The sequence below is a fragment of the Amycolatopsis sp. cmx-4-61 genome, assembly GCF_046548775.1.
Lineage (GTDB): Bacteria > Actinomycetota > Actinomycetes > Mycobacteriales > Pseudonocardiaceae > Amycolatopsis.
In genome coordinates this window covers 206151-226326 of the sequence record NZ_JAEBEI010000004.1, presented here as the reverse complement: position 1 = coordinate 226326, position 20176 = coordinate 206151, and the positions used below count along the sequence as shown (strand labels likewise).

Annotated in this window: 28 protein-coding genes and 1 tRNA gene; 13 read left to right on the top strand and 16 right to left on the bottom strand. The window is 72.4% G+C overall.

The genetic code is table 11. The features are described 5' to 3' along the window. Nucleotide 1: 1 nt before the first annotated feature. Nucleotides 2-223 (bottom strand): DUF3618 domain-containing protein, encoded by a 222-nt coding sequence (locus ACLJOU_RS15910; RefSeq protein ID WP_004559246.1) that lies wholly within the window; start codon nt 221-223, stop codon nt 2-4. A 98-nt stretch (nt 224-321) separates the two neighbouring features. On the opposite strand from ACLJOU_RS15910, the gene ACLJOU_RS15905 reads away from it, so the two are divergent. Continuing rightward, nucleotides 322-395: transfer RNA gene (locus tag ACLJOU_RS15905), tRNA-Leu, on the top strand. Between the two features lie 67 nt (nt 396-462). Here ACLJOU_RS15905 and ACLJOU_RS15900 read toward each other — a convergent pair. Continuing rightward, nucleotides 463-1380 carry a helix-turn-helix domain-containing protein gene (locus ACLJOU_RS15900; RefSeq protein ID WP_410567984.1) on the bottom strand — a complete coding sequence of 306 codons (918 nt, stop codon included), beginning with the start codon at nt 1378-1380 and terminating at the stop codon, nt 463-465. A 70-nt stretch (nt 1381-1450) separates the two neighbouring features. Here ACLJOU_RS15900 and ACLJOU_RS15895 point away from each other — a divergent pair, with 70 nt between their 5' ends. The 5 genes from ACLJOU_RS15895 (at nt 1451) to bcp (ending at nt 4874) form a co-directional block, all read left to right on the top strand. Continuing rightward, entirely contained in the window at nt 1451-2398 is a 948-nt protein-coding gene (locus ACLJOU_RS15895; protein WP_410567982.1) for a saccharopine dehydrogenase NADP-binding domain-containing protein, read from the top strand. 50 nt (nt 2399-2448) lie between these two features. Then, nucleotides 2449-3336, top strand: coding sequence for a hypothetical protein (locus tag ACLJOU_RS15890; RefSeq protein WP_410567980.1), 888 nt, complete (start codon nt 2449-2451; stop codon nt 3334-3336). A 130-nt stretch (nt 3337-3466) separates the two neighbouring features. Beyond that, a complete protein-coding gene (locus ACLJOU_RS15885) occupies nt 3467-3649 on the top strand; it encodes a hypothetical protein (protein ID WP_364278317.1) in 183 nt (60 codons plus the stop codon). 190 nt (nt 3650-3839) lie between these two features. Continuing rightward, entirely contained in the window at nt 3840-4385 is a 546-nt protein-coding gene (locus ACLJOU_RS15880) for a hypothetical protein (protein ID WP_410567978.1), read from the top strand. 15 nt (nt 4386-4400) lie between these two features. Continuing rightward, on the top strand, nt 4401-4874 hold the full coding sequence (gene bcp / locus ACLJOU_RS15875; protein WP_410567976.1) for a thioredoxin-dependent thiol peroxidase: 474 nt from the start codon (nt 4401-4403) through the stop codon (nt 4872-4874). A 133-nt stretch (nt 4875-5007) separates the two neighbouring features. Here the strand turns inward: bcp and ACLJOU_RS15870 are convergent, their stop codons facing one another. Beyond that, a complete protein-coding gene (locus tag ACLJOU_RS15870; protein WP_410567974.1) occupies nt 5008-5412 on the bottom strand; it encodes a winged helix-turn-helix transcriptional regulator in 405 nt (134 codons plus the stop codon). 143 nt (nt 5413-5555) lie between these two features. On the opposite strand from ACLJOU_RS15870, the gene ACLJOU_RS15865 reads away from it, so the two are divergent. Continuing rightward, nucleotides 5556-6428 carry an SDR family oxidoreductase gene (locus ACLJOU_RS15865; protein ID WP_410567972.1) on the top strand — a complete coding sequence of 291 codons (873 nt, stop codon included), beginning with the start codon at nt 5556-5558 and terminating at the stop codon, nt 6426-6428. Nucleotides 6429-6723: 295 nt separating this feature from the next. On the opposite strand, the gene rdgB is transcribed toward ACLJOU_RS15865, so the two are convergent. Genes rdgB through ACLJOU_RS15840 form a run of 5 tightly spaced genes read right to left on the bottom strand, consistent with a single transcriptional unit; the run spans nt 6724 to nt 10352 of the window. Then, nucleotides 6724-7326: an RdgB/HAM1 family non-canonical purine NTP pyrophosphatase gene (gene rdgB / locus ACLJOU_RS15860; protein ID WP_410567970.1), complete on the bottom strand. Its 603-nt coding sequence runs from the start codon at nt 7324-7326 to the stop codon at nt 6724-6726. Beyond that, complete coding sequence (gene rph, locus ACLJOU_RS15855; RefSeq protein ID WP_410567968.1) at nt 7323-8099, bottom strand: ribonuclease PH; 777 nt, start codon at nt 8097-8099, stop codon at nt 7323-7325. Before rph ends, rdgB begins: the two co-directional genes overlap by 4 nt. Nucleotides 8100-8122: 23 nt before the next feature. Continuing rightward, nucleotides 8123-8890: an MBL fold metallo-hydrolase gene (locus ACLJOU_RS15850; RefSeq protein WP_410567966.1), complete on the bottom strand. Its 768-nt coding sequence runs from the start codon at nt 8888-8890 to the stop codon at nt 8123-8125. A 29-nt stretch (nt 8891-8919) separates the two neighbouring features. Continuing rightward, nucleotides 8920-9726 (bottom strand): glutamate racemase, encoded by an 807-nt coding sequence (gene murI / locus ACLJOU_RS15845; RefSeq protein WP_410567964.1) that lies wholly within the window; start codon nt 9724-9726, stop codon nt 8920-8922. Beyond that, a complete protein-coding gene (locus ACLJOU_RS15840) occupies nt 9723-10352 on the bottom strand; it encodes a rhomboid family intramembrane serine protease (protein ID WP_410567962.1) in 630 nt (209 codons plus the stop codon). Before ACLJOU_RS15840 ends, murI begins: the two co-directional genes overlap by 4 nt. An 82-nt stretch (nt 10353-10434) precedes the next feature. Here ACLJOU_RS15840 and ACLJOU_RS15835 point away from each other — a divergent pair, with 82 nt between their 5' ends. Beyond that, on the top strand, nt 10435-11295 hold the full coding sequence (locus ACLJOU_RS15835) for an arylamine N-acetyltransferase family protein (protein WP_410568344.1): 861 nt from the start codon (nt 10435-10437) through the stop codon (nt 11293-11295). Here ACLJOU_RS15835 and ACLJOU_RS15830 read toward each other — a convergent pair. The 4 genes from ACLJOU_RS15830 to ACLJOU_RS15815 form a co-directional block, all read right to left on the bottom strand. Next, a complete protein-coding gene (locus ACLJOU_RS15830) occupies nt 11253-11969 on the bottom strand; it encodes an aspartate/glutamate racemase family protein (protein WP_410567960.1) in 717 nt (238 codons plus the stop codon). The genes ACLJOU_RS15835 and ACLJOU_RS15830 overlap by 43 nt on opposite strands. A gap of 106 nt (nt 11970-12075) precedes the next feature. Next, a complete protein-coding gene (locus tag ACLJOU_RS15825; RefSeq protein WP_378188673.1) occupies nt 12076-13026 on the bottom strand; it encodes a PLP-dependent cysteine synthase family protein in 951 nt (316 codons plus the stop codon). A 3-nt stretch (nt 13027-13029) separates the two neighbouring features. Then, nucleotides 13030-13302 (bottom strand): MoaD/ThiS family protein, encoded by a 273-nt coding sequence (locus ACLJOU_RS15820; protein WP_176175260.1) that lies wholly within the window; start codon nt 13300-13302, stop codon nt 13030-13032. Nucleotides 13303-13366: 64 nt separating this feature from the next. Then, the gene (locus ACLJOU_RS15815; RefSeq protein WP_410567957.1) at nt 13367-13774 is read right to left on the bottom strand and encodes a Mov34/MPN/PAD-1 family protein; all 408 of its coding nucleotides are present in this window, start codon (nt 13772-13774) and stop codon (nt 13367-13369) included. Nucleotides 13775-13855: 81 nt separating this feature from the next. On the opposite strand from ACLJOU_RS15815, the gene ACLJOU_RS15810 reads away from it, so the two are divergent. Then, nucleotides 13856-14239, top strand: a complete 384-nt coding sequence (locus tag ACLJOU_RS15810; protein ID WP_410567955.1) for a hypothetical protein — start codon at nt 13856-13858, stop codon at nt 14237-14239. Nucleotides 14240-14272: 33 nt separating this feature from the next. Here the strand turns inward: ACLJOU_RS15810 and ACLJOU_RS15805 are convergent, their stop codons facing one another. Genes ACLJOU_RS15805 through clpS form a run of 3 tightly spaced genes read right to left on the bottom strand, consistent with a single transcriptional unit; the run spans nt 14273 to nt 16103 of the window. Further along, nucleotides 14273-15253 (bottom strand): P1 family peptidase, encoded by a 981-nt coding sequence (locus ACLJOU_RS15805; protein WP_410567953.1) that lies wholly within the window; start codon nt 15251-15253, stop codon nt 14273-14275. Further along, nucleotides 15250-15807 (bottom strand): DUF2017 domain-containing protein, encoded by a 558-nt coding sequence (locus ACLJOU_RS15800; RefSeq protein ID WP_410567951.1) that lies wholly within the window; start codon nt 15805-15807, stop codon nt 15250-15252. The genes ACLJOU_RS15805 and ACLJOU_RS15800 overlap by 4 nt, the downstream gene beginning before the upstream one ends. Beyond that, on the bottom strand, nt 15804-16103 hold the full coding sequence (clpS, locus tag ACLJOU_RS15795; RefSeq protein WP_103348337.1) for an ATP-dependent Clp protease adapter ClpS: 300 nt from the start codon (nt 16101-16103) through the stop codon (nt 15804-15806). The genes ACLJOU_RS15800 and clpS overlap by 4 nt, the downstream gene beginning before the upstream one ends. Nucleotides 16104-16177: 74 nt before the next feature. On the opposite strand from clpS, the gene ACLJOU_RS15790 reads away from it, so the two are divergent. Genes ACLJOU_RS15790 through ACLJOU_RS15780 form a run of 3 tightly spaced genes read left to right on the top strand, consistent with a single transcriptional unit; the run spans nt 16178 to nt 18714 of the window. Further along, complete coding sequence (locus tag ACLJOU_RS15790; protein ID WP_410567949.1) at nt 16178-17479, top strand: nicotinate phosphoribosyltransferase; 1302 nt, start codon at nt 16178-16180, stop codon at nt 17477-17479. A gap of 15 nt (nt 17480-17494) precedes the next feature. After that, complete coding sequence (locus ACLJOU_RS15785; RefSeq protein ID WP_410567947.1) at nt 17495-18073, top strand: isochorismatase family protein; 579 nt, start codon at nt 17495-17497, stop codon at nt 18071-18073. Further along, on the top strand, nt 18070-18714 hold the full coding sequence (locus ACLJOU_RS15780; protein WP_410567945.1) for a bifunctional 4-hydroxy-2-oxoglutarate aldolase/2-dehydro-3-deoxy-phosphogluconate aldolase: 645 nt from the start codon (nt 18070-18072) through the stop codon (nt 18712-18714). Before ACLJOU_RS15785 ends, ACLJOU_RS15780 begins: the two co-directional genes overlap by 4 nt. Nucleotides 18715-18741: 27 nt before the next feature. Here the strand turns inward: ACLJOU_RS15780 and ACLJOU_RS15775 are convergent, their stop codons facing one another. Further along, nucleotides 18742-19359: a choice-of-anchor P family protein gene (locus ACLJOU_RS15775; protein ID WP_410568342.1), complete on the bottom strand. Its 618-nt coding sequence runs from the start codon at nt 19357-19359 to the stop codon at nt 18742-18744. A gap of 211 nt (nt 19360-19570) precedes the next feature. Between ACLJOU_RS15775 and ACLJOU_RS15770 the strand changes: the two genes are divergently transcribed. Continuing rightward, nucleotides 19571-20158, top strand: coding sequence for a biotin transporter BioY (locus ACLJOU_RS15770; protein WP_410567943.1), 588 nt, complete (start codon nt 19571-19573; stop codon nt 20156-20158). The last annotated feature ends 18 nt before the right edge of the window (nt 20159-20176 follow it).

Below are 20176 nucleotides of genomic sequence, written 5' to 3'. Positions count from 1 at the left end.
GCTACTTGAGCAGCTTGCGCACCAGCAGGACCAGCACGAGGACGCCCGCACCGATCAGCGGGAACTTGACCTTGGGGTTGTCCAGCTTGGCGCGCACGCCGTCCTTGGCCGCGTCGGCGAGCTTCTTCGGGTCGGCCTTGACGGTCAGCTGGTCGAGCGTCGCCGCCAGAGCCGTCCTGGCCTGCTCGATCTCACGCTCGATCGTCTCGGGATCGCGGGCCACGTGTCCTCCTCGCCGCAGGGACTTGCAGGCCCCAACTTAGTCGACCGCCCCGCCGCCGCCGCACGGGCCACGCCGCACGCTAGGCTGCGGACTACCGCGGGCCCGTAGCCCAATTGGCAGAGGCACACGGTTTAGGTCCGTGCCAGTGAGAGTTCGAGTCTCTCCGGGCCCACGCGAACGCGCTGACCGGCGCCGATCCCTCCTCGGTTCGGCGCCTGGTCGGGCCCCGGCAAGTCCCTTCAGGACCGGAACGTCCGCCGGTAGGTGTCCGGCGGCACCCCGACCGTCCGGTTGAAGTGCCGCCGCAGTGTCGTCGCCGTGCCCATGCCGACCGCCTCCGCCACCGCGTCGATGCCCGCGTCCGTGTGCTCCAGCAGCTCCTGCGCCCGGCGGATGCGCTGGTTCAGCAGCCACTGCAGCGGGGTCGCGCCCGTCGCCGCGCGGAAGTGGCGGCCCAGCTGGCGGGTGCTCAGGTTCGCGCGGCGGGCCAGGTCCGCCACCGTCAGGGGGCGGTCGAGGCGGGCGGTGATCCACGGCAGCAGCGACGCCAGCGGGTGGTCGTCGCGGGACGGCACCGGCGCCGGCACGAACTGGGCCTGGCCGCCCGCCCGGTGCGGGGGCACCACCAGGCGGCGGGCGATCGCGTTGGCCGCCGCCGGGCCGTGGTCGGCGCGGACCAGGTGCAGGCACAGGTCCATCGCCGCGGCCTTGCCCGCCGAGGTGAGGACCTGGCCGTTGTCGACGTAGAGGACGTCCGGGTCGACCGTCACCGCGGGGTAGCGGGCGGCGAGGACGTCCGTGTGCGCCCAGTGCGTCGTCGCGCGCAGGCCGTCCAGCAGGCCGGCGGCGGCCAGCACGAACGCCCCCGTGCACAGCGAGGCCACCCGGGCCCCGCGCGCGTGGGCCGCGCGCACCGCGCCGACCAGGTCGGCGGGCGGAGCCGCGTCGACGTCGGCCCAGCCCGGCACGAGCACCGTGTCCGCCCGCGCCAGCCGGTCGAGGTCGTGGTCCGGCTCCAGCAGGAACCGGCCCACCCGCACCGGGGCCGAGCCGCAGACCGCGAAGCCGTACCGCGGATCGTCGCCGAAGACCTCCGTGGCGATGGTCAGCTCGAACGACAGCATCCCGTCGGTGGCCGCGAGCGCGACAGCGTGCATGTCCGAAAGTGTACGCACCACGTCGTTCCGGACACTGGTGACGCTGACGGGCCGTCGCCAGGATTGCCCCATGACTCCGGTACTGGTTTACGGCGCTTACGGGCACACCGGCCGCTTCGTGGTGGCCGAGCTGCGGGAACGCGGGTTCGAGGCGGTCCTTTCGGGACGGAACGCCGCGAAGCTGCGGGGCGGGCGGCCCACGGCGGCCGACGACCCGGCGTCCCTCGACCGCGCGCTCGAAGGCGTGGCCGCGGTGATCAACTGCGCGGGGCCGTTCGCCGAAACGGCCCTCCCGGTCGCCGGGGCGGCCATCCGCGCGGGCGTCCCGTACGTGGACGTCGCCGCCGAGATCGAGGCGAACCTCGACACCCTCGGGCTGACCGCCGACACCGCGGTGGTGCCCGCGATGGCGTTCTTCGGCGGCCTGGCCGACCTGCTCGCCACGGCGGCGATGGACGGCTGGACGGCGGCGGACGAGGTGCACGTCGCCTACGGGCTCAGCGGCTGGCACCCCACTCCCGGGACGCTCGCCGCGGGCAAGGTGTCCCGGGAACGCCGTGGCGGCAAGCGCATCCGCTACGCGGGCGGACGGCTGGAGTACCGCGACGACGCACTGCCGACGCGCGAATGGGTCTTCCCGCAGCCCCTCGGCCCCCGGTCCGTCTTCGCCGAGTTCTCGATGGCCGACATCGTCACGATCCCGCGACACCTGCGGGTCCGCGACGTCACCAGCTACATGACGGCCGACGCGGCGCGGGAGCTGTCGGCGGCCGGGGAGCGCGACGCGGCCGAGGAGTTCGTGGTGGAGGTCGTCGTGCGCGCCGGCGGTGACGAACGCCGGATCGTGGCCCGCGGCGAAGACATCTACGCGGTCAGCGCACCGATGGCCGTCGAGGCGGTGGACCGCCTCCTGACCGGACGGACGAAGGTGAAGGGCGTCGCGACGGCGGGCGAGATGTTCGACGCGGCCGACTTCCTGCGGGCGCTGGCCCCGCACATCGCGGTGGAGCGGCCCTGAGGTCCGATCCGTTCAAGACCACCGTTCCCGCCGGGTGCGACGCTGACGGCATGTCCGTGAACCTCTCCGCGGCGGCGTCCTTCATGGCGACGCACGCCCGCCTCCTCGACCGCCGCCGGTTCGAACTGCTCGCCGGCGCCACGAACACCGACGCCGTGCTGGCCGCCGTCGACGGCTACCGCAACCCCGACGGCGGCTACGGCTGGGGCCTCGAACCGGACCTGCGCGCCCCGGAAAGCCAGCCCGGCGGCGCGCTGCACGCCTTCGAGGTGTTCGAGGAGATCGCCCCGGCGACGACCCCGCGCGCGGCGAAGCTCTGCGACTGGCTGGCCACGGCGTCCCGCCCGGACGGCGGGCTGCCGTTCGCCCGGCCCGTGGCGGACCCGGCCGGCTGCGCCCCCTTCTGGGTCCAGGCCGATCCGGCGGCGGCCTCCCTGCAGAGCACGGCGTTCGCCGCGGGCGTGGCGTTGCGCGTCGCCCGCCACGACCGGGCCGTCCGCGAGCACCCGTGGCTGGCCGCGGCGACGCAGTACTGCTTCCGGGCCATCCGCGAGCTTTCCGAGCCGCCGCACGCGATCGCGTTGTCCTTCGCGGTGCAGTTCGCGGACGCCGCGCACGAACTCCACGAGGAGGCGGCGGAGCTCTTGGCGCACCTCGCCGCCTTCGTCCCGGCCGACGGCCTGGCCCCGGTGGCCGGTGGGTCCGAGGGCGAAACCCTGCGCGCCCTCGACTTCGCGCCGCTGCCGGACCGGCCGGCGCGCTCGTTGTTCGACGCCGACGTCATCGACGCCGAACTGCAGCGGCTCGCGAACGAGCAGCAGGACGACGGCGGCTGGCGGGTCGACTTCGCGAGTTTTTCGCCCGCCGCGGCGCTCGAGTGGCGCGGCTACGCGACCGTGCGCGCGGTGTCGGTGCTGCACCGTCACGGACTCGCCTGAACTTCTACACGATCGACAGCGCGGATCACCCGGCCGTGGTGAGTCGGGAGTGGACGGCTGCCCGCGTCTTCCGTCGTGCGTAACCGAACGCGTACTGTGACGGCGAGGATCGGGCACCCGGAGGTGAGGCATGTCGTCGCGCAATCCCTTGCACTGGTTCGCCCGCTGGGCGGACTGGTTCGAAGAGCGCGGCGTGTACGTGCCAGGCGAGGAGAGCCGCGCGGTGGACCCGGTCCGCGATTTCGGCTGGCTGATGGCGGCCTGGGTGGCCGGCGTCGCGATCTTCATCCTGTTGTTCGCGCTCGCGGTTTAAGTGGCATGTGGCCAGAGATTGTCACGAGCCGTGCCGTTCCGGTCACGGATTGGCCACGGGGTGGCACCAGGTGCGCGACAACCCCCGGTTGCGCCTCGTAACCGCGCGCGATCACGGCCAGAGTGGAGCGGGTTCGCCCGGCAATCCCCCGTTGCCGACGGCACCCGACCCGCCGACTGGAGTACCCGCAATGGCGCTCGCGCGCACCGGCAAGATCATGTTCACCGCAGGACTGCTCGGCCTGGCGGTGGCGTGCGGGGTCCCTTCGGCCCGTGAGGGCACCGCGGCGCTCGGCGCGGCCGGCTCCCCCGCGGGGGCCGGCGCCTCCGCCTCGCCGGCGGGCAACGACCTGAAGTTCGGCGCCGACCACCGGTTCGCCAGCGGCCTCACCATCTCGGTCGGCTCCCCGCAGTCGTTCCGGCCCAGCCCGTCGGCGTACCCGCAGAGCCCGCGCGGCGCGGCCTTCGACGTCCAGCTGACCAACGACGGCTCGACGACGTACAAGCTCTCCGGCCTCAACGTCACCGCCACCTCGGGCGGCACCACGGTCAAGCAGGTCGTGGACACCACCCAGGGCTTCACCGGTATCACCGACGCGGGCAAGGACGTCCTGCCGGGCCGTTCGGTGCACCTCACCCTGGCCTTCGCGGTCCCGCGCGAGCAGACGCAGCTGCGGCTGCAGATCCGACCGAGCACGACCGAAGGCGTCGCGGTCACCTACTGCGGCCCCGCCTGACGTTAGGCTGGGCGCATGACCGAGCGCCTTTCCCCCGGTGACGAAGCCCCGGACTTCACCCTGCCCGACAGCGAGGGTAAGCAGGTGTCGCTGCGCGACTTCCGCGGCCGGTCCGTCGTCGTGTACTTCTACCCGGCGGCGAGCACGCCGGGCTGCACCAAGCAGGCCTGCGACTTCCGCGACAACCTCGCCGAGCTGAACGACGCCGGCTACCAGGTCATCGGCATCTCGCCGGACACGCAGGCGAAGCTGGCGAAGTTCGTCGCGAAGGAAGAGCTGACCTTCCCGCTGCTGGGTGACCCCGACAAGGGCGTCATCGAAGCGTGGGGTGTGTACGGCGAGAAGAAGAACTACGGGAAGACGTACCTGGGCGTGATCCGCTCGACGTTCGTCGTCGACCCCGAGGGCAAGATCGCGAACGCCTGGTACAACGTCCGGGCCAGCGGCCACGTGGCCAAGCTGATCCGGGACCTCGGCCTGGCTTCCTGACACCGGTGGACCGGCGCTGCCGGGAGCTACCGAGGTTGAGCTCGTGATGTCGCCGGGTGGCTCAGGTGGGTCTGATTGTCGGGCCGGTCTCGGCGAGGCGGCCGTCTACGACCAGACGGCCGGCCGCCGCTGATCACCTGGTGCGCTCAGTGCGCTCGTCGTACTCTCCGCGGGCGGTGATGACTTCTTCGATGTGCAGCACGGACCACTCCGTGAGCGCCTTCAGCGGTTCCCGTAGCGTCCGGCCGAGCGCGGTCAGCTCATACTCCACGTGCGGCGGCACTTCCGGGTACACGGTCCGGCTGACCAGCCCGTCGCGTTCGAGGGTGCGCAGCGTCTGGGTGAGCATCTTCTCGCTCACGCCCGCCAGCGCCTGCCGGAGCTGACCGAACCGGGAGGTCCCGTTCCGGCCGAGTTCGCCCAGCACGAGGACCGCCCACTTGCTGCCGATCTGGTCGAGCAGGTCCCGCGACGGGCAGCCGCGCTCGTACGGATCGAATGACGGCATGGGCCCGGTCACGTTCTCGACAGCAGCCATGCGGCTCACCTCGATGCTTTCGCTGCGGTAAGTACCCTACCAAGAAGTGGCTACTCCCCAACAGAGAGTGTCCAGGTCATTCTGTGTTCCAGCCGCGGCGGACGGACCGCGGCAGGCGTGCGGGGCACGCGCGGAAGGAAGGAATGACCATCATGCCGATCGTCGTCACCGGAGCCACCGGGCAGCTGGGCAGGCTCACCGTCGAGGCACTGCTGCGGCGCGGGATCCCGGCCGCGGACATCATCGCGACCGGCCGGGACATCACCGGGATCAAGGATTTGGCCGACCGGGGCATCACGGTGCGCCGCGCCGACTTCGCGGACACCGACGGCCTGGCCGAGGCGTTCGCGGGGGCGGACAGGCTGCTGCTGATCTCGGCTTCGGTCCCCGTGGGCGAGCGGGTCGCCAACCACCGCCGCGTGATCGATGCCGCGGCATCCGCAGGCGTGTCACTGGTGGCGTACACGAGCACGACGCACGCGGACACGGCCACCACCGTCATCGGTGCCACGCACGGCGAGACCGAGGTGTACCTGCGGGACCGCGGAATCCCCAGCGTGCTGCTGCGCAACGGCTGGTACCTGGAGAACTACACCAGCCAACTGCCGCAGATCCTGCAGAACGGCGCGGTCGTCGGCGCCGCAGGCGAGGGGCGGATCAGCGCCGCGTCCCGCGCCGACTACGCCGAAGCCGCAGCGGTCGTCCTCACCGCTGAAGGCCACACCGGCGCCGTGTACGAGCTCGGCGGCGACGAATCCTTCACCCTGACCGAGCTCGCCGCCGCGATCTCCGCTGCGGCCGGGAAGCAGGTTACCTACGCTGACCTCCCGGTGGTCGACTTCGCCCAGGTACTGGCCGCCGCCGGCCTACCCGCCGAGCTGGCGGAGGTCCTCGCCGACGCTGACCGCGGTATGAACCGCGGCGAGATGTACACCGACTCCGGCGACTTGCGCCGCCTGATCGGCCGCCCGCCCGTGACCCTGGCCGAGGCACTCGCGGCCGCTCTGCATTCCTGAGGTTGAACTCGTGAGGGGGCCGGGTTGTTCAAGTGGGTCTGATTGCCAAGCCGGTCTCGGCGAGGCAGCCGTCTATGAGTTCGCTGCCGTACTGGATGTGCCGTAGGCCGCGCCGGATGCGCTGGCGAGGTGTTCAGGGGTACGGAGGCGAACCGCTCAGCCGTCTTGAGCCGTAACTCCTCGCGGAGCTGCTGCCGTTCGGCAGTCAGCCCGCCTCCTTGTGGATCGCATGCTCCGGTGATACCGCACGGACGACGAGCCATCAGCCCTTACGACACCACGAGTCCAACCTCCGCTAACCCAGCTCCCGCAGGGCCGGCACCAGCAGCCGCAAAGCCAGCCCCCGGTGGGAAACCGCATCCTTCTCCGCGGGCTCCATCTCCGCCGACGTCCGCGGCTCCCCGTCCGGGCGGAAGATCGGGTCGTACCCGAATCCGTTGCTCCCACGCCGTTCCCGGACCAGCGTGCCGCGCCACTCGCCGCGGACCACCGTTTCCTCGCCCGAGGGCAGCACCAAGGCCGCCGCACAGACGAACTGCGCTCCGCGGCGCTCGTCCGGCACGTCCCGCAACTGCCCCAGCACCAGGTCCAGGTTCGCCTCGTCGTCCCCGTGCCGGCCGGACCACCGCGCCGACAGCACCCCCGGCATCCCGTTCAACGCGTCCACCGCCAGACCCGAGTCATCGGCGATAGCCGGCAACCCCGTGGCCGCGACGGCGTCACGGGCCTTCGCCACCGCGTTGCCCTCGAAGTCCGGTGCCGTCTCGGGCGCCTCGGGGAACGACGGCACGTCCGCCAGGCCGAGGACCTCGATGCCGGACAGGCCTTCCGCCTCGACGATCCGCCGCAGCTCGCCCAGCTTCTTCTCGTTGCGTGTCGCCAGAAGCAGCTTCGTCACTTCGAGCCCTTCTTCTTGTCCGGGCGCGGTTCCGGCAGCTCGCCCGGGTACGGCAGCGCCAGCGCCTCGTTCTGCAAGCGGGTCAGCTCCGCGCAGCCGGCCAGCGCCACGTCCAGCATCCTGTCCAATGTGGACCGCGCGAAGGTGGCGCCCTCGCCGGTGCCCTGGACCTCGATCAGGGTGCCCGCGTCGGTCGCCACCACGTTCATGTCGACCTCGGCGCGCGAGTCCTCTTCGTACGGCAGGTCGAGCCGGACGCGGCCGTCGACCACGCCGACGCTCACCGCGGCCACCGACGACGACAGCGGCTGCGGGTCGTTGAGCCGGTTCGCCGCGCCCAGCCACGTGATCGCGTCCGCCAGCGCCACGTAACCGCCGGTCACCGCGGCCGTGCGGGTGCCGCCGTCGGCCTGGATGACGTCGCAGTCGATGACGATCGTGTTCTCGCCCAGCGCCGCCAGGTCGATGCAGGCCCGCAGCGAGCGGCCGATCAGCCGCGAGATCTCGTGCGTGCGCCCGCCGATCCGGCCCTTCACCGACTCGCGGTCACCGCGCGTGTTGGTCGCGGACGGCAGCATCGCGTACTCGGCCGTCACCCAGCCGAGGCCCGAGCCGGCGCGCCAGCGCGGCACCCCTTCGGTGACGCTCGCCGCGCACAGCACCCGCGTGTTGCCGAATTCGATCAGCACCGACCCCGCCGGCCACTGCTGGAACCCCCGGGTGATCTTGATGTCGCGGAGCTGGTCGTCGTTCCTGCCATCTTTACGAGCCACAGGTGCACTCTATGACCGCCCGCTCAGACGTCGTAGACGGCACCCTGCTTGACGACCTCGGCTCCGGGGAACCCCGCCGAGGCCTCGGCCAGCACCGCCCCGGCGTCGGTCCAGGGCGCGATGTGCGTCAGCAGCAGCCGCCCGACACCCGCGTCGCGCGCCAGCTCGCCGGCCTGCTTGCCCGACAGGTGCACGCCGGCCGGCCGTTCCGCCGAGTCGGTCCAGGACGCTTCGGCGAGCAGCAGGTCGACGCCGTCGGCGAGTTCGTTCAGCGCCGTGCACGGCCCGGTGTCGCCGGTGAACGCGAGGATCCGGCCGCCGTAGGAGATGCGCAGGCCGTACGCCGGGGTCGGGTGGTCGACCTCGAGGGCGACGACCTCGAACGGCCCGATCCGGACCGGCTCCGGCCGCAGCGGCCGGAAGTCGTAGACGTCGGAGAGGTCCGTGACGGCCCGCTCGGTCTCGTTGGGCGCGTACGCGTTGGCCAGCCGGACCGGCGCGTCCGGCGGGGCGTACAGCGGCAGCAGCCGCGGGCGCGCCGGGTACGGCGGCGCCGGGTGGTAGCGCCGCAGGACGGTCAGCGCGCTGACGTCGGCGCAGTGGTCGGGGTGCAGGTGCGTGAGCACGAGCGCGTCCAGGTCGAACGGGTCGGCCACGGCCTGCAGCTGCGCGAGCGTGCCGTTGCCGAGTTCGAGGCCGAGCAGGAAGCCCTCGGCCTCGACCAGGTAGCCGGACGCGGCGGCGTTCGGCCCGGGGATGCTGCCGGAGCACCCGAGGATGGTCAGTCGCACGACGACACCCTAAGCGTCCGCCGCCGCGATCACGCGGTGGTGGGAGCGAGGACACCCGGAGCGAACCCCATGAACCGCTGGGCGAGCCGGGTGAACGGCTCGGGCGACCCGGTGGCGAGGAACTCGTGCCGCGGCGGGGTGTCCCGCGTGGCCAGCAGGTCCCGCTCGGTGAGCACCCGGACGAGGTCCTTGGCGGTCTCGTCCGCGCTGCTCACCAGGGTGACCTCCTGGCCCATCACGATCTGCAGCACCCCCTGCAGCAGCGGGTAGTGCGTGCAGCCGAGCACGAGCGTGTCGACCTGGGCGTCGAGCAACGGCTGCAGGTAGCCCTGCGCGAGCCCGAGCACCTGGCGCCCGGTGGTGATGCCGCGCTCGACGAAGTCGACGAACCGCGGGCAGGCGACGCTGGTGAGCGTGACGTCCGGCGCCGCGGCGAAGGCGTCCTCGTAGGCCCGGGACCGCACGGTGCCCTCGGTGCCGATCACGCCGACGCGGCCGGTGTGCGTGGCCACGACGGCGCGGCGGGCGGCGGGCAGGACGACCTCGATCACCGGGACGTCGTAGCGCTCGCGCGCGTCGCGCAGGCAGGCCGCGGACGCCGTGTTGCAGGCGATCACCAGTGCCTTCACGCCGCTTTCGACCAGCTCGTCGAGCGCGGCGAGGGCGTAGCTGCGGGCGGTGGCGATCGGGAGCGGGCCGTACGGGTTGTGCGCCGTGTCTCCGACGTAGCGGAGCTGCTCGGCGGGCAGCTGCTCGAGGATCGCTCGCGCGACCGTCAGCCCGCCGACGCCGGAATCAAACACGCCGATCGGGGCATCAGCGGGCGAAGATGTCACCCTTCGAGGTTACCCGGGACGGCCTTGCCGGACCGGCGGGTGGTCAGCCAGGCCGCGAGGATGCCGGCCAACGCGCCGAAGAGGTGCCCCTGCCAGGAGACGCCGGGGTTGCCCGGCAGCAGTCCGGCCAGCATGCCGCTCCACACGCCCAGCAGGACGACGGCGACCACGATCTGCCCGGCCGCGCGGTTGAAGAGGCCGCGCACCAGCAGGTAGGCGAGCCAGCCGAAGGCCAGCCCGGACGCGCCGACGGTGACGCCGTCCGCGGGCCCGATCAGCCACACGCCGAGCCCGGAGACCACCCAGATGATGGCCGTGACCAGGGCGAACCGGCCGATCCCGGCGGCCATCGCGAGGAAGGAGAACACGAGCACCGGGACGGTGTTCGCGAACAGGTGCGCCCAGCCGGCGTGCAGGACCGGGGCGAACAGCACGCCGTCGAGCCCGGACAGCGACCGCGAGTGGATGCCGCCCTGGTCCAGGTCGGCGGGGAGGATGACGTCGACCAGCTCGACCAGGTAGAGCAGGAGGGTGAACGACAGCGCGACGATCGCGGCCGCCACCGGCTTCGGCGGCAGCACGCGCTTGGCGGCGTCGGTTTCCGGGGCGGGGTTCAGTGTGCTCACCCGTCGAGGCTACGGCGGGCCGTGGCCGCGCCACCTCGGGTGAAATCCTGATCCCGCGGTTTTGTCGGTGGTCGCCGCTAGCGTGGCGGGCATGGACGTCACCGGTTACCTCGCCCGGCTCGGCCTCGACCTCGAGCCGCCGAGCCTGGCCGCGCTGCGGCGCCTGCACGCGGCCCACGTGGAGCGCGTGCCGTACGAGGCGCTCGAGATCCAGCTCGGGCGGACGACCCCGCTGGCGCCGTCGGCGTCGCTGGCGCGGATCCTGCGGGGCCGCGGCGGGTACTGCTACCACCTGAACGGCGCTTTCTCGGCGCTGCTGCACGAGCTGGGCTACCGGGTCACGCGCCACCTGGGCGGCGTGCAGGGCGGCGCGGCGGACGCGCCGAACGTCGACCGCAACCACCTCGCCCTCACCGTCACCGGCCTGCCGGAAGAACCGTCGGCGACCTGGCTGGTGGACACCGGGCTGGGTGACGGCTTCCACGAGCCGCTGCCCCTACGGGAAGGCACCTACGTCCAGGGCCCGCACACCTACCGGCTGCGGCCGTCGGAAGTGGCACCGGGCGGCTGGCGGTTCGACCACGACCCTTCGGGCAGCTTCGCGGGCTTCGACTTCGCCCCCGGCCCCGCGCAGATGGCGGACTTCGCGGCGAAGCACGAGTGGCTGTCGACGGCGCCGGAGTCGGGGTTCGTGCGGGTCTGCGTCCTCCAGCGGCGGGACGCGGCCGGCGTCGACACCCTGCGGGCGCTGACCCTGAACCGCCACGGCACCAAGGAGCAGATCGAGGCACCGGCCGGCTGGTGGGCGGCCGCCGGCGACGTGTTCGGCATCCCGGCGGCGGAGTTCACGGCGGCGGAGCGCGAGCGGCTGTGGCGGCAGTGCGTCGAGCAGCACGAGGCTCACGCCGGCGGCCGGGGCAGCGAGGTGGTGCCCAGCGCGTGATCCACCGCGGCCTCGGCGTGCAGGCGGGTCGTCGGGAACGTCGGCACCGGGGAATCCTTCGGGCCGACCAGCAGCTCGATCTCGGTACAGCCGTAGATGACGCCCTCGGCACCCGCCTCGGCCAGCCGCGCGATCACGCCGCGGTACGCCTCGCGGGACTCGGGTTGCACAACGCCGAGCACCAGCTCGTCGTAGATGATCCGGTGCACGAGGTCGCGGTCCTCGGGGCCGGGAACGAGCACGTCGAGCCCGTGCGCGGCGAGGCGGTCGCGGTAGAAGGGCTGCGCCATGGTGAACCCGGTCCCGATCAGCCCGACGCGGCGGACACCGGCGGCCTCGATGGCCGCCGCGGTGGCGTCGCCGATGTGCAGCAGCGGGATGCCGAGGCCGTCTTCGAGCTGGTCGGCGACCTTGTGCATGGTGTTGGTGCAGAGCACGACGAAGTCGGCGCCCGCGGCCTCCAGTGCCTTGGCGGCCCGGTTCAGCTCGGCCCCGGCGTCGTCCCAGCGCCCCTCGGCCTGCATGGCTTCGATCGCGGCGAAGTCGACGGAGTAGAGGACGGTCTGCGCGGAGTGGAACCCGCCGAGGACGGCTTTCACCCGCTCGTTGACGAGCCGGTAGTACTCGATCGAGGATTCCCAGCTCATGCCGCCGAGCAGCCCGATGACCTTCATGGGGACAGCATGCCCGAACCGCGCACCGCGGTCGTCGGGGTTTCGGACATCCTGGCGACCGACGGCGAGCCGGCCGTACTGGTCGACAGCTGGCAGCTCGAGTGGCTCAGGCCCAGAGCTGGCCGTCGAGCCGCTCGGCCGCCTCGTCCAGGGAGCCCGCGTAGGCCCCCGTCGAGAGGTACTTCCACCCCGCGTCCGCGACGACGAAAGCCACGTCCGCCTGCTCACCGCGCGCCGCGGCCTTCTCGGCCACCGCCAGCGCCGCGTGCAGGACCGCGCCCGTCGAGATGCCCGCGAAGATGCCTTCGTGCTCCAGCAGCTCCCGCGTGCGCCGCAACGCGTCGTACGCCCCCACGGAGTACCGGCCGTTGAGCACCGAAGGGTCGTACAGCTCCGGCACGAACCCCTCGTCGAGGTTGCGCAGGCCGTACACCAGCTCGCCGTAGCGCGGCTCGGCCGCGATGATCTGGACGTCCGGCTTCGCCTCGTGCAGGTACCGGCCCACCCCCACCAGTGTCCCGGTCGTGCCGAGGCCGCCGACGAAGTGCGTCAGCGTCGGCAGGTCCTTGAGCAGCTCGGGCCCGGTGCCGCGGTAGTGCGCGTCGGCGTTGGCCGGATTGCCGTACTGGTAGAGCATCACCCAGTCGGGGTTCGCCTCGGCCAGCTCCTTCGCCCGCCGGACGGCCTCGTTCGAGCCACCCGCCGCCGGGGAGAAGACGATCCGCGCGCCGTACGCCTGCAGCAGCTGCTTGCGTTCGGTGGAGGTGTTCTCCGGCATCACGCAGACCAGCCCGTAGCCCTTGAGCTTGGCGGCCATGGCCAGCGAGATCCCGGTGTTGCCCGACGTCGGCTCGAGGATCGTCGAACCGCGCCGCAGCTTGCCTTCGCGCTCGGCGGCTTCGATCATGGCCAGCGCGGGGCGGTCCTTGATCGAGCCGGTCGGGTTGCGGTCCTCCAGCTTCGCCCACAGCCGCACGTCGTGCGTCGGGGACAGCCGGGGCAGCCCGACCAGCGGGGTGCCGCCGAGCGCGTCGAGCAGGGACTCGAAGCGAGCCATCGATCAGCCACCGGCCACGGCGGGGAGGATGGTCAGGGTGTCGCCGTCCTTGACCTCGGCCTCGAGCCCGCCGGCGAAGCGCACGTCCTCGTCGTTGACGTAGACGTTGATGAAGCGGTGCAGTTTCTCCTCCTTGACCAGGCGCGCCTTGAGGCCGGCGTGCCGGGACTCGACGTCGTCGATGACCTCGAGGACGGTCGCGCCCTTCGCCTCGACGGACTTCTCGCCGCCGGTGTGGGTGCGCAGGATCGTCGGGATGGAGACGGTCACGGCCATGGGTTCTTACCTCCGGTGGGTTCTTACACGCAGACGCCGGTGGCGCGGCGGTTTATTCCGGTCGTCAGTCGATGATCTCGACCGGCTCCTCGGTGATCTCGGCGTCCACGATCCGGTACGACCGGAACTCGTGCACTTCGGGGTCGCGGGTGGAGACGAGCACGTAGTGCGCGTCCGGCTCGGCCGCGATGTTCGCGTCGGTCCGCGACGGGTACGCCTCGGTCGCGGTGTGCGAGTGGTAGATCACCACCGGTACCTCGTCGTTCGCGGCCATCTCGCGGTAGAGCTTCAGCAGGTCACCGGAGTCGAATTCGTAGAACGTCGGCGACCGGGCGGCGTTCAGCATGGGGATGAACCGCTCGGGCGAGTCGGACCCTTCGGGCCCGGCGATCACGCCACAGGCCTCGTCGGGGTGGTCACGACGGGCGTGGGCGACGATCTCGTCGACGAGTTCACGGCGGATCCGGAGCACACCGACATCTTAGGTGGTGGACAAAGCCGGTCCAGATGATGAGACATACCGCTCACCTGCCGTTTCTGGGACACTGGCCGGGTGCCGCTGTCGTCGAAAGTCCGTGATCGGTGCCGGGCTTACCTGGGCACGGACGAGCGGATCCAGTACGTCATCCCGGGGATGTCGCTGTACGTGAACCGCATGCGCGCGCGGGTCGGCTTCCTGGTCATGGTGACCGACCGGCACGTCACGCTGCTGGCCTGCAGCCGCTGGACCCTGAACCGGCCGAAGCAGATCTGGGAGCGCCTGCCGCGCAGCACCGAGCTGGGCCCGCTGGAGATCCACCCGTCGCTCGGGCCGATCCTGTCGGTCGGCGGCATCGACCTCGAGATCGACGAGGAGTACATCGCGGCCGTGCGCGCGGCGAACCTGGAGATCACCGGCGACGCCGCCCTGCCCGAGGACCCGTACCCGGGCGGCTGACCCACCGGTCGCGCGCGACCTGCCGCCGGACCTCTAGCCGAACGCTTCCGGCCAGACGTCCCGGTAGGCGGGCACCCCGCCCGCGGTGGTCGCTGCCAGGAGGCCGTGCACCATCGCCCGCGCGAACACCCGCGCCGCCGCCGAGCACAGCGCGTCCAGCGCCGCCGGGCGGGCCGCCGCACCGAACGGGCCGCTCGCGTCCGGCAGCTCACGCGCACCCGTGGCCAGCGCGAACACCGTGTCACCGTCGAACATCGTGTGCGCCGGCCGCACGGCACGCGCCAGCCCGTCCTGCGCCGCCACCGCCAGTCGCCGGGCCTCGGCCTTCGACAGGGCCGCGTCGACCGCGACCACGCCGATCGTCGTGTTCAGGTCCGTCGGCTTCGACGAGAGCGAGGCCGCCCGCGAAGGCCACTTCACCCCGAAGTCGCCGTGGTCGGCCGCGTAGGCCCGGCCCGTCGTGAGGTCCACGGCCTCGCCCGCCGCGTTGACCGCCGCCAGCGCCCCGACCGTGAACTCGCCGACGACTTCGCTCGCCGAGCCGATCCCGCCCTTCAGCGACCCGACGGCCGCTCCCGCACCAGCGCCGACCGTCCCCTGCGCGAAGGACACCGAAGCCGCTTCGCAGGCCGCGTAGCCGAAGGACGCGTCGGGCCGGTTGCCCCACTCGCTGCGTGGCAGGTCGAACAGCACGGCCGCGGGCACGATCGGCACCACCTCGTGCGGCTGCGTCCCGACGGGAAAGCCCAGGTTGCGCTCCGAAAGCCACCGCATCACGCCGTCGGCCGCGGCGAGCCCGTACGCCGACCCGCCCGACAGGCACACGGCGTTGACCCGCTGCACCAGGTTCTCCGGCTCGAGCAGGTTCGTCTCGCGGGTGCCGGGTGCGCCGCCGCGCTGGTCGACCGCGCCGACCGCGCCCTCGGGCACCAGGACCACCGTCGTCCCGGTGGCCCAGCCGCCGCCGACCCGCTCGTGGTGCCCGACCAGGACACCCGGCACGTCGGTGATCATCCCGTCAGCGCCTGGATCAGCGTCTCCTGCACCCACGTCAGCCAGTGGTAGACACCCAGGTGCGGCGCCCGCGGGTCGTCTTCGGGCAGCTCGTCGGGCATGTCCTCGGTGACGTCGAGCGCGGTGCCGAGCGCCAGCCGGACGTCGTTGAGCGCGGCCAGCCACGCGTCGGCCTGCTCCTCGGTCAGCCGGACGTGGCCGCCGTCGCGGGGCAGCGTGTCCAGCACGATCTTGGCCACGCCGACCTTGATGTCGAGCAGCTCCGGCTCGTGCAGCGACCGCATCGCCGCGACCGAGTCGATGTCCTCACGAGACGGGTTGTCCGGGTCCAGCTTGTGGAAGTCCGGCAGCAGCCGCGAAAGCACCGGGTCGTCCGGGGACTCGGTGGGCCCGGTCCGGATGCCGGTGAGCTCGGCCAGCTCGTCCTGCGGGGCCTCCTCGGCGCGCGCGGTGAGCATGTCCTCGAGCTGGCTGACCAGCCCGCGCAGCACGGCCGCTTCCTGCTGCTCGAACCCCGCGTGGATCACCGCGCCCTTGCGCCGCCAACCGTTCACGAGGGCTGCTCCATGGTGGCCCAGAGGCCCGCGGCGTGGAGTTTCGCCACGTCCACCTCCACCTTCTCCTTGCTGCCGGACGACACGATCGCCTTGCCCTTGTGGTGCACGTCCAGCATCAGCTTGGTGGCGTGGTCGCGGCTGTAGCCGAACAGCTTCTGGAAGACGTACGTCACGTACGACATCAGGTTGACCGGGTCGTTCCACACCACGGTCCGCCACGGTGTGTCCGACTCGGCGACTTCGGCACCGGCCGGTTCGACCTGCGTCTGTTCGGATGCGACAGGCGTGGACATGCACCCCATGGTGTCACGGGGGTCACCGGGTACGCCGCGCCAGGTCCGGCCATGTGGGTGAATAGGCTTACCCCATGGGTTCACCGGAACCGGCCACGGCCAGCACAGCGCTGCTCACCGACCACTACGAGCTGACCATGCTGGGCAGCGCACTCGCCGACGGGACGCACGCGCGGCCGTGCGTGTTCGAAGTCTTCGCCAGACGGCTGCCGGACGGCCGCCGCTACGGCGTCGTCGCGGGCACCGCCCGTGTCCTCGACGCGATCGCCGACTTCCGCTTCACCGACGCCGAGCTGGCGCAGCTGGAGGCCACCGCGGTCGTCGACGACGCCACGCTCGCCTGGCTCGCGGACTACGAGTTCTCGGGTGACATCGACGGCTACCCCGAGGGCGAGCTGTACTTCCCGGGCTCGCCGATCCTGACCGTCACCGGCTCGTTCGGCGAGTGCGTGCTGCTGGAGACGCTGGTCCTGTCGATCCTCAACCACGACAGCGCCATCGCCTCGGCGGCGGCCCGGATGTCCGGCGCGGCGCACGGCCGCCCGATCATCGAGATGGGCGGGCGCCGCACGCACGAGTACGCCGCGGTCGCGGCCGCGCGCGCCGCCTACCTGGCCGGCTTCGCGACGACGTCCAACCTGGAAGCCGGGCGCCGCTACGGCATCCCGACACGCGGCACCGTCGCGCACGCCTTCATGCTGCTGCACGACAGCGAGGAGGCGGCCTTCCGCGCCCAGGTGGACAAGATGGGCGCGGACACGACGCTGCTGGTCGACACCTACGACATCACCGCCGGCATCGAGACCGCCGTCCGCGTCGCCGGGCCCGAGCTCGGCGCGATCCGGATCGACTCCGGCGACGTCGGCCCGCTCGCCCGCCGCGCCCGCGAACAGCTCGACGCCCTCGGCGCGAAGGACACCCGGATCGTGGTGTCCGGCGACCTCGACGAGCACGCCATCGCGGCGCTGCGCGCGGAGCCGGTGGACGCCTACGGCGTCGGCACCTCGGTGGTCACCGGGTCCGGCGCACCGACCGCCGGGATGGTCTACAAGCTGGTCGAGGTGGACGGCAAGCCGGTCGCCAAGCGCAGTGCGCACAAGGAGTCGCGCGGCGGCCGCAAGTCCGCGCTGCGGCGCCACCGCAGCACCGGCACGGCGGTCGAAGAGGTCGTCTGGACGACTTCCGGGGCCGCGCCCGAGGCCGAGGCGGACGACCGGCCGCTGCAGATCCCCCTGATCCGCGCTGGCCGTCCGGAGCCGGACCTGCCTACGCTCGACGACGCGAGGCAGCGGCTGCGCCGCGGCCTGGTCAGCCTGCCGTGGGAGGGCCTCAAGCTCTCGCACGGCGAGCCCGCGATCCCGACGTTGTTTCTCTGACAGGAAGGCCGACCGATGGCGACCGCGCTGATCGTGGTGGACGTGCAGAACGACTTCTGCGAGGGGGGTTCGCTCGGGCTGCCGGGCGGGGCCGCCGCGGCCGCCGGCATCTCCAAGCAGGCCGCGGAAGGCGGGTACAGCCACGTCGTGGCCACCCGGGACAACCACATCGACCCCGGTGACCACTTCAGCGAGACACCGGACTTCAAGGACAGCTGGCCGGTGCACTGCGTCGCCGGCACGCCGGGCGCGTCGTTCCACCCGGCGCTCGACGTCGTCCCGATCGGCGAGGTCTTCTCCAAGGGCGAATACAGCGCCGCGTACTCCGGCTTCGAGGGCGCGGCCCGCGACGGGAAGTCCCTGGAGGCGTGGCTGCGCGAGCACGACGTGACCGACGTCGACGTCGTCGGCATCGCGACGGACTTCTGCGTCCGCGCGACGGCGCTCGACGCGGCGAAGGCCGGCTTCGGCGTGCGAGTGCTGCTGGACCTGACCGTGGGCGGTTCGCAGCCGACCGTCGACGCGACGCTGAAGGACTTCGACGAGGCGGGGGTCGCCTACGCCGGCACCGCGGTCGTCGGCCCGGCCGCGTGAAGGACCTGCGGGAAGCACTGGCGGAACACCGGCTCGTCGCGATCCTGCGGGCCGCCGACGCGTCCCGGTTCGCCGACGCGGCGATGGTGCTGCACGCGGCGGGCGTCCGCCTGCTCGAAGCGACGCTGACGACGCCGGGCGCGCCCGCGGCCATCACCGCGCTGCGCCTGGCGCTGGGCGAAGCCGCGCTCATCGGCGCGGGCAGCGTCCGCGAACCGTCCGATGTGGACATCGCGGTCGACGCCGGTGCCGCGTACCTGATCACGCCGACGGTCAACCCGGCGGTGCTCGAGCGCGCCGCGGCCCGTGACACGCCGGTGATCTGTGGCGCGCTGACGCCGACGGAGATCGACCAGGCCTGGCGGCTCGGCGCGGCCGCGGTGAAGGTGTTCCCCGTCGCCGCCGTGGGCGGGCTCGCGTACCTGCGCGCGGTACGCGCGCCGCTGCCGGACGTCCCGCTGGTGCCGACCGGCGGCGTCCACCTGACCGACGTCGAGGGCTACCTGCGTGCGGGCGCGATCGCGGTCGCCGCGGCGACGCCGTTGCTGGGCGACGCGCTGACTCCCGGCGGCAGCCTGCCGGACCTGGCCACACGGGCGGGCGAGTTCGTCGCGGCCGCTGCCCGCTTCACCACCGCCTGACCGCCGCTTTCCCGTGAAAGCGGCGCGTCACTTCTTGCCGAAGGGGTCGCAGGCGGCCGTGCCGAGGTAGATGTCCCCGCTCGCCGGGCCGCCCTGCGGGAACAGCTTGATGTGCACCGCGTGCGTCACCAGGCTGCCGTCCGGCGGCTGGGGCGTCACGGTCTCGTTCAGGGTCACCGTCGCCAGCGCCGTGCCCGCCGCGCCGCCGGGGATGACGATCCGGTAGTTCGCCGGGATCTCCGACGGCACGGTGACGCCCTCGACCGCGCCGACTGCCACCTCGCCGACGCTCCCGATGTCCGTCGTCGAGCACTTGGCCGAATAGGTGCGCACAGTGAGTTCCGGACCGCCGTAGCGCTGCAGCACGGTCGCCTTGAAGCGCCGCCCGGCCGCCTCGGCGATCGACGTCCCGCCGGACCGCCCGCAGCCGGTGTCCCCGGAGCCGAACACCGCGATGTCGCCCGTGGCACCCCCCTGCGTCCAGCCCTTGTAGGGGCCGTCGACGGTGCATTTCGCCAGTTCACCGGTGACGACGTGCTCATTGTCGATCAGCACGTCCGCCGAGCCGGCCGACGCCCATCCGGTGGACGTCACGGGGGCCGCCGCGCCCAGGAGCGGAACGGCCAGCGCCGTCACAGCGAGCAACCGATATGTCCGCTTCCTGGCGTTCCGCATGCTCCGGCCTCCACAGTCGGCGTCACCGTTCGCAATCACCCCCTACGTCATCGGCCGATCCGGCGGCCGCCCTGATCGGGTCCACCCGGACGAGTGGCCGGTGAGGAAGGCAACTCGGCGGGTCCGCGGGACGGTAACGAGCGTTAACCTCGGTCGTCGCCTGTACACCTCGGGAGGTTTCGTGTCTTCGCTGTCCTTCGCCGGCAAGCGGCCCGTCTTGGCCGACCTCGTCCCCGGCTCCCTCGTGCGGGACATCGCGCTGGTCGCCGGCGGTGCCGTGCTCACCGGCGCCGCCGCACAGCTGACGATCCCGGTGCCGGGCAGCCCGGTGCCGATGACCGGCCAGACGTTCGCCGCGCTGCTCGTCGGCGCGTCGCTGGGCCTGTCGCGCGGTGCCGCGTCGATGCTCGTGTACCTGCTGGTCGGCGCGGTCGGGGTGCCGTGGTTCCAGCACGGCACCGCGGGCCTGTCCGGCGCGAGCGCCGGCTACATCGTCGGGTTCGTCTTCGCCGGTGCCCTGGTCGGCGCGCTCGCCGGCCGCGGCGGCGACCGGACGCCGGTGCGCACCGCGGGCACCATGGTGCTCGGCAACGTGGTGATCTACGCGTTCGGCGTGCCGTGGCTGATGGCCGCGACCGGGTTCGACCTGTCCACCGCGTTCGCCAAGGGCGTCACGCCGTTCCTGGTCGGGGACGCCATCAAGATCGTCGTGGCCGCCGGGCTGCTGCCGCTGACCTGGAAGCTGGTCTCCGGCCGCAACCAGGACTGACGCTCGCCGGGGGACCTC

What these genes read in the sequence shown, in the direction of transcription:
- ACLJOU_RS15890 (WP_410567980.1), top strand. Translation starts at nt 2,449, where the DNA reads ATGTCCGTGAACCTCTCCGCGGCGGCGTCCTTCATGGCGACGCACGCC.
- ACLJOU_RS15785 (WP_410567947.1), top strand. Translation starts at nt 17,495, where the DNA reads ATGGCGACCGCGCTGATCGTGGTGGACGTGCAGAACGACTTCTGCGAG.
- clpS (WP_103348337.1), bottom strand. Translation starts at nt 16,103, where the DNA reads ATGTCCACGCCTGTCGCATCCGAACAGACGCAGGTCGAACCGGCCGGT.
- ACLJOU_RS15830 (WP_410567960.1), bottom strand. Translation starts at nt 11,969, where the DNA reads ATGAAGGTCATCGGGCTGCTCGGCGGCATGAGCTGGGAATCCTCGATC.
- ACLJOU_RS15895 (WP_410567982.1), top strand. Translation starts at nt 1,451, where the DNA reads ATGACTCCGGTACTGGTTTACGGCGCTTACGGGCACACCGGCCGCTTC.
- ACLJOU_RS15820 (WP_176175260.1), bottom strand. Translation starts at nt 13,302, where the DNA reads ATGGCCGTGACCGTCTCCATCCCGACGATCCTGCGCACCCACACCGGC.
- ACLJOU_RS15900 (WP_410567984.1), bottom strand. Translation starts at nt 1,380, where the DNA reads ATGCACGCTGTCGCGCTCGCGGCCACCGACGGGATGCTGTCGTTCGAG.
- bcp (WP_410567976.1), top strand. Translation starts at nt 4,401, where the DNA reads ATGACCGAGCGCCTTTCCCCCGGTGACGAAGCCCCGGACTTCACCCTG.
- ACLJOU_RS15880 (WP_410567978.1), top strand. Translation starts at nt 3,840, where the DNA reads ATGGCGCTCGCGCGCACCGGCAAGATCATGTTCACCGCAGGACTGCTC.
- ACLJOU_RS15885 (WP_364278317.1), top strand. Translation starts at nt 3,467, where the DNA reads ATGTCGTCGCGCAATCCCTTGCACTGGTTCGCCCGCTGGGCGGACTGG.
- ACLJOU_RS15870 (WP_410567974.1), bottom strand. Translation starts at nt 5,412, where the DNA reads ATGGCTGCTGTCGAGAACGTGACCGGGCCCATGCCGTCATTCGATCCG.
- ACLJOU_RS15805 (WP_410567953.1), bottom strand. Translation starts at nt 15,253, where the DNA reads ATGATCACCGACGTGCCGGGTGTCCTGGTCGGGCACCACGAGCGGGTC.
- ACLJOU_RS15825 (WP_378188673.1), bottom strand. Translation starts at nt 13,026, where the DNA reads ATGGCTCGCTTCGAGTCCCTGCTCGACGCGCTCGGCGGCACCCCGCTG.
- ACLJOU_RS15865 (WP_410567972.1), top strand. Translation starts at nt 5,556, where the DNA reads ATGACCATCATGCCGATCGTCGTCACCGGAGCCACCGGGCAGCTGGGC.
- ACLJOU_RS15790 (WP_410567949.1), top strand. Translation starts at nt 16,178, where the DNA reads ATGGGTTCACCGGAACCGGCCACGGCCAGCACAGCGCTGCTCACCGAC.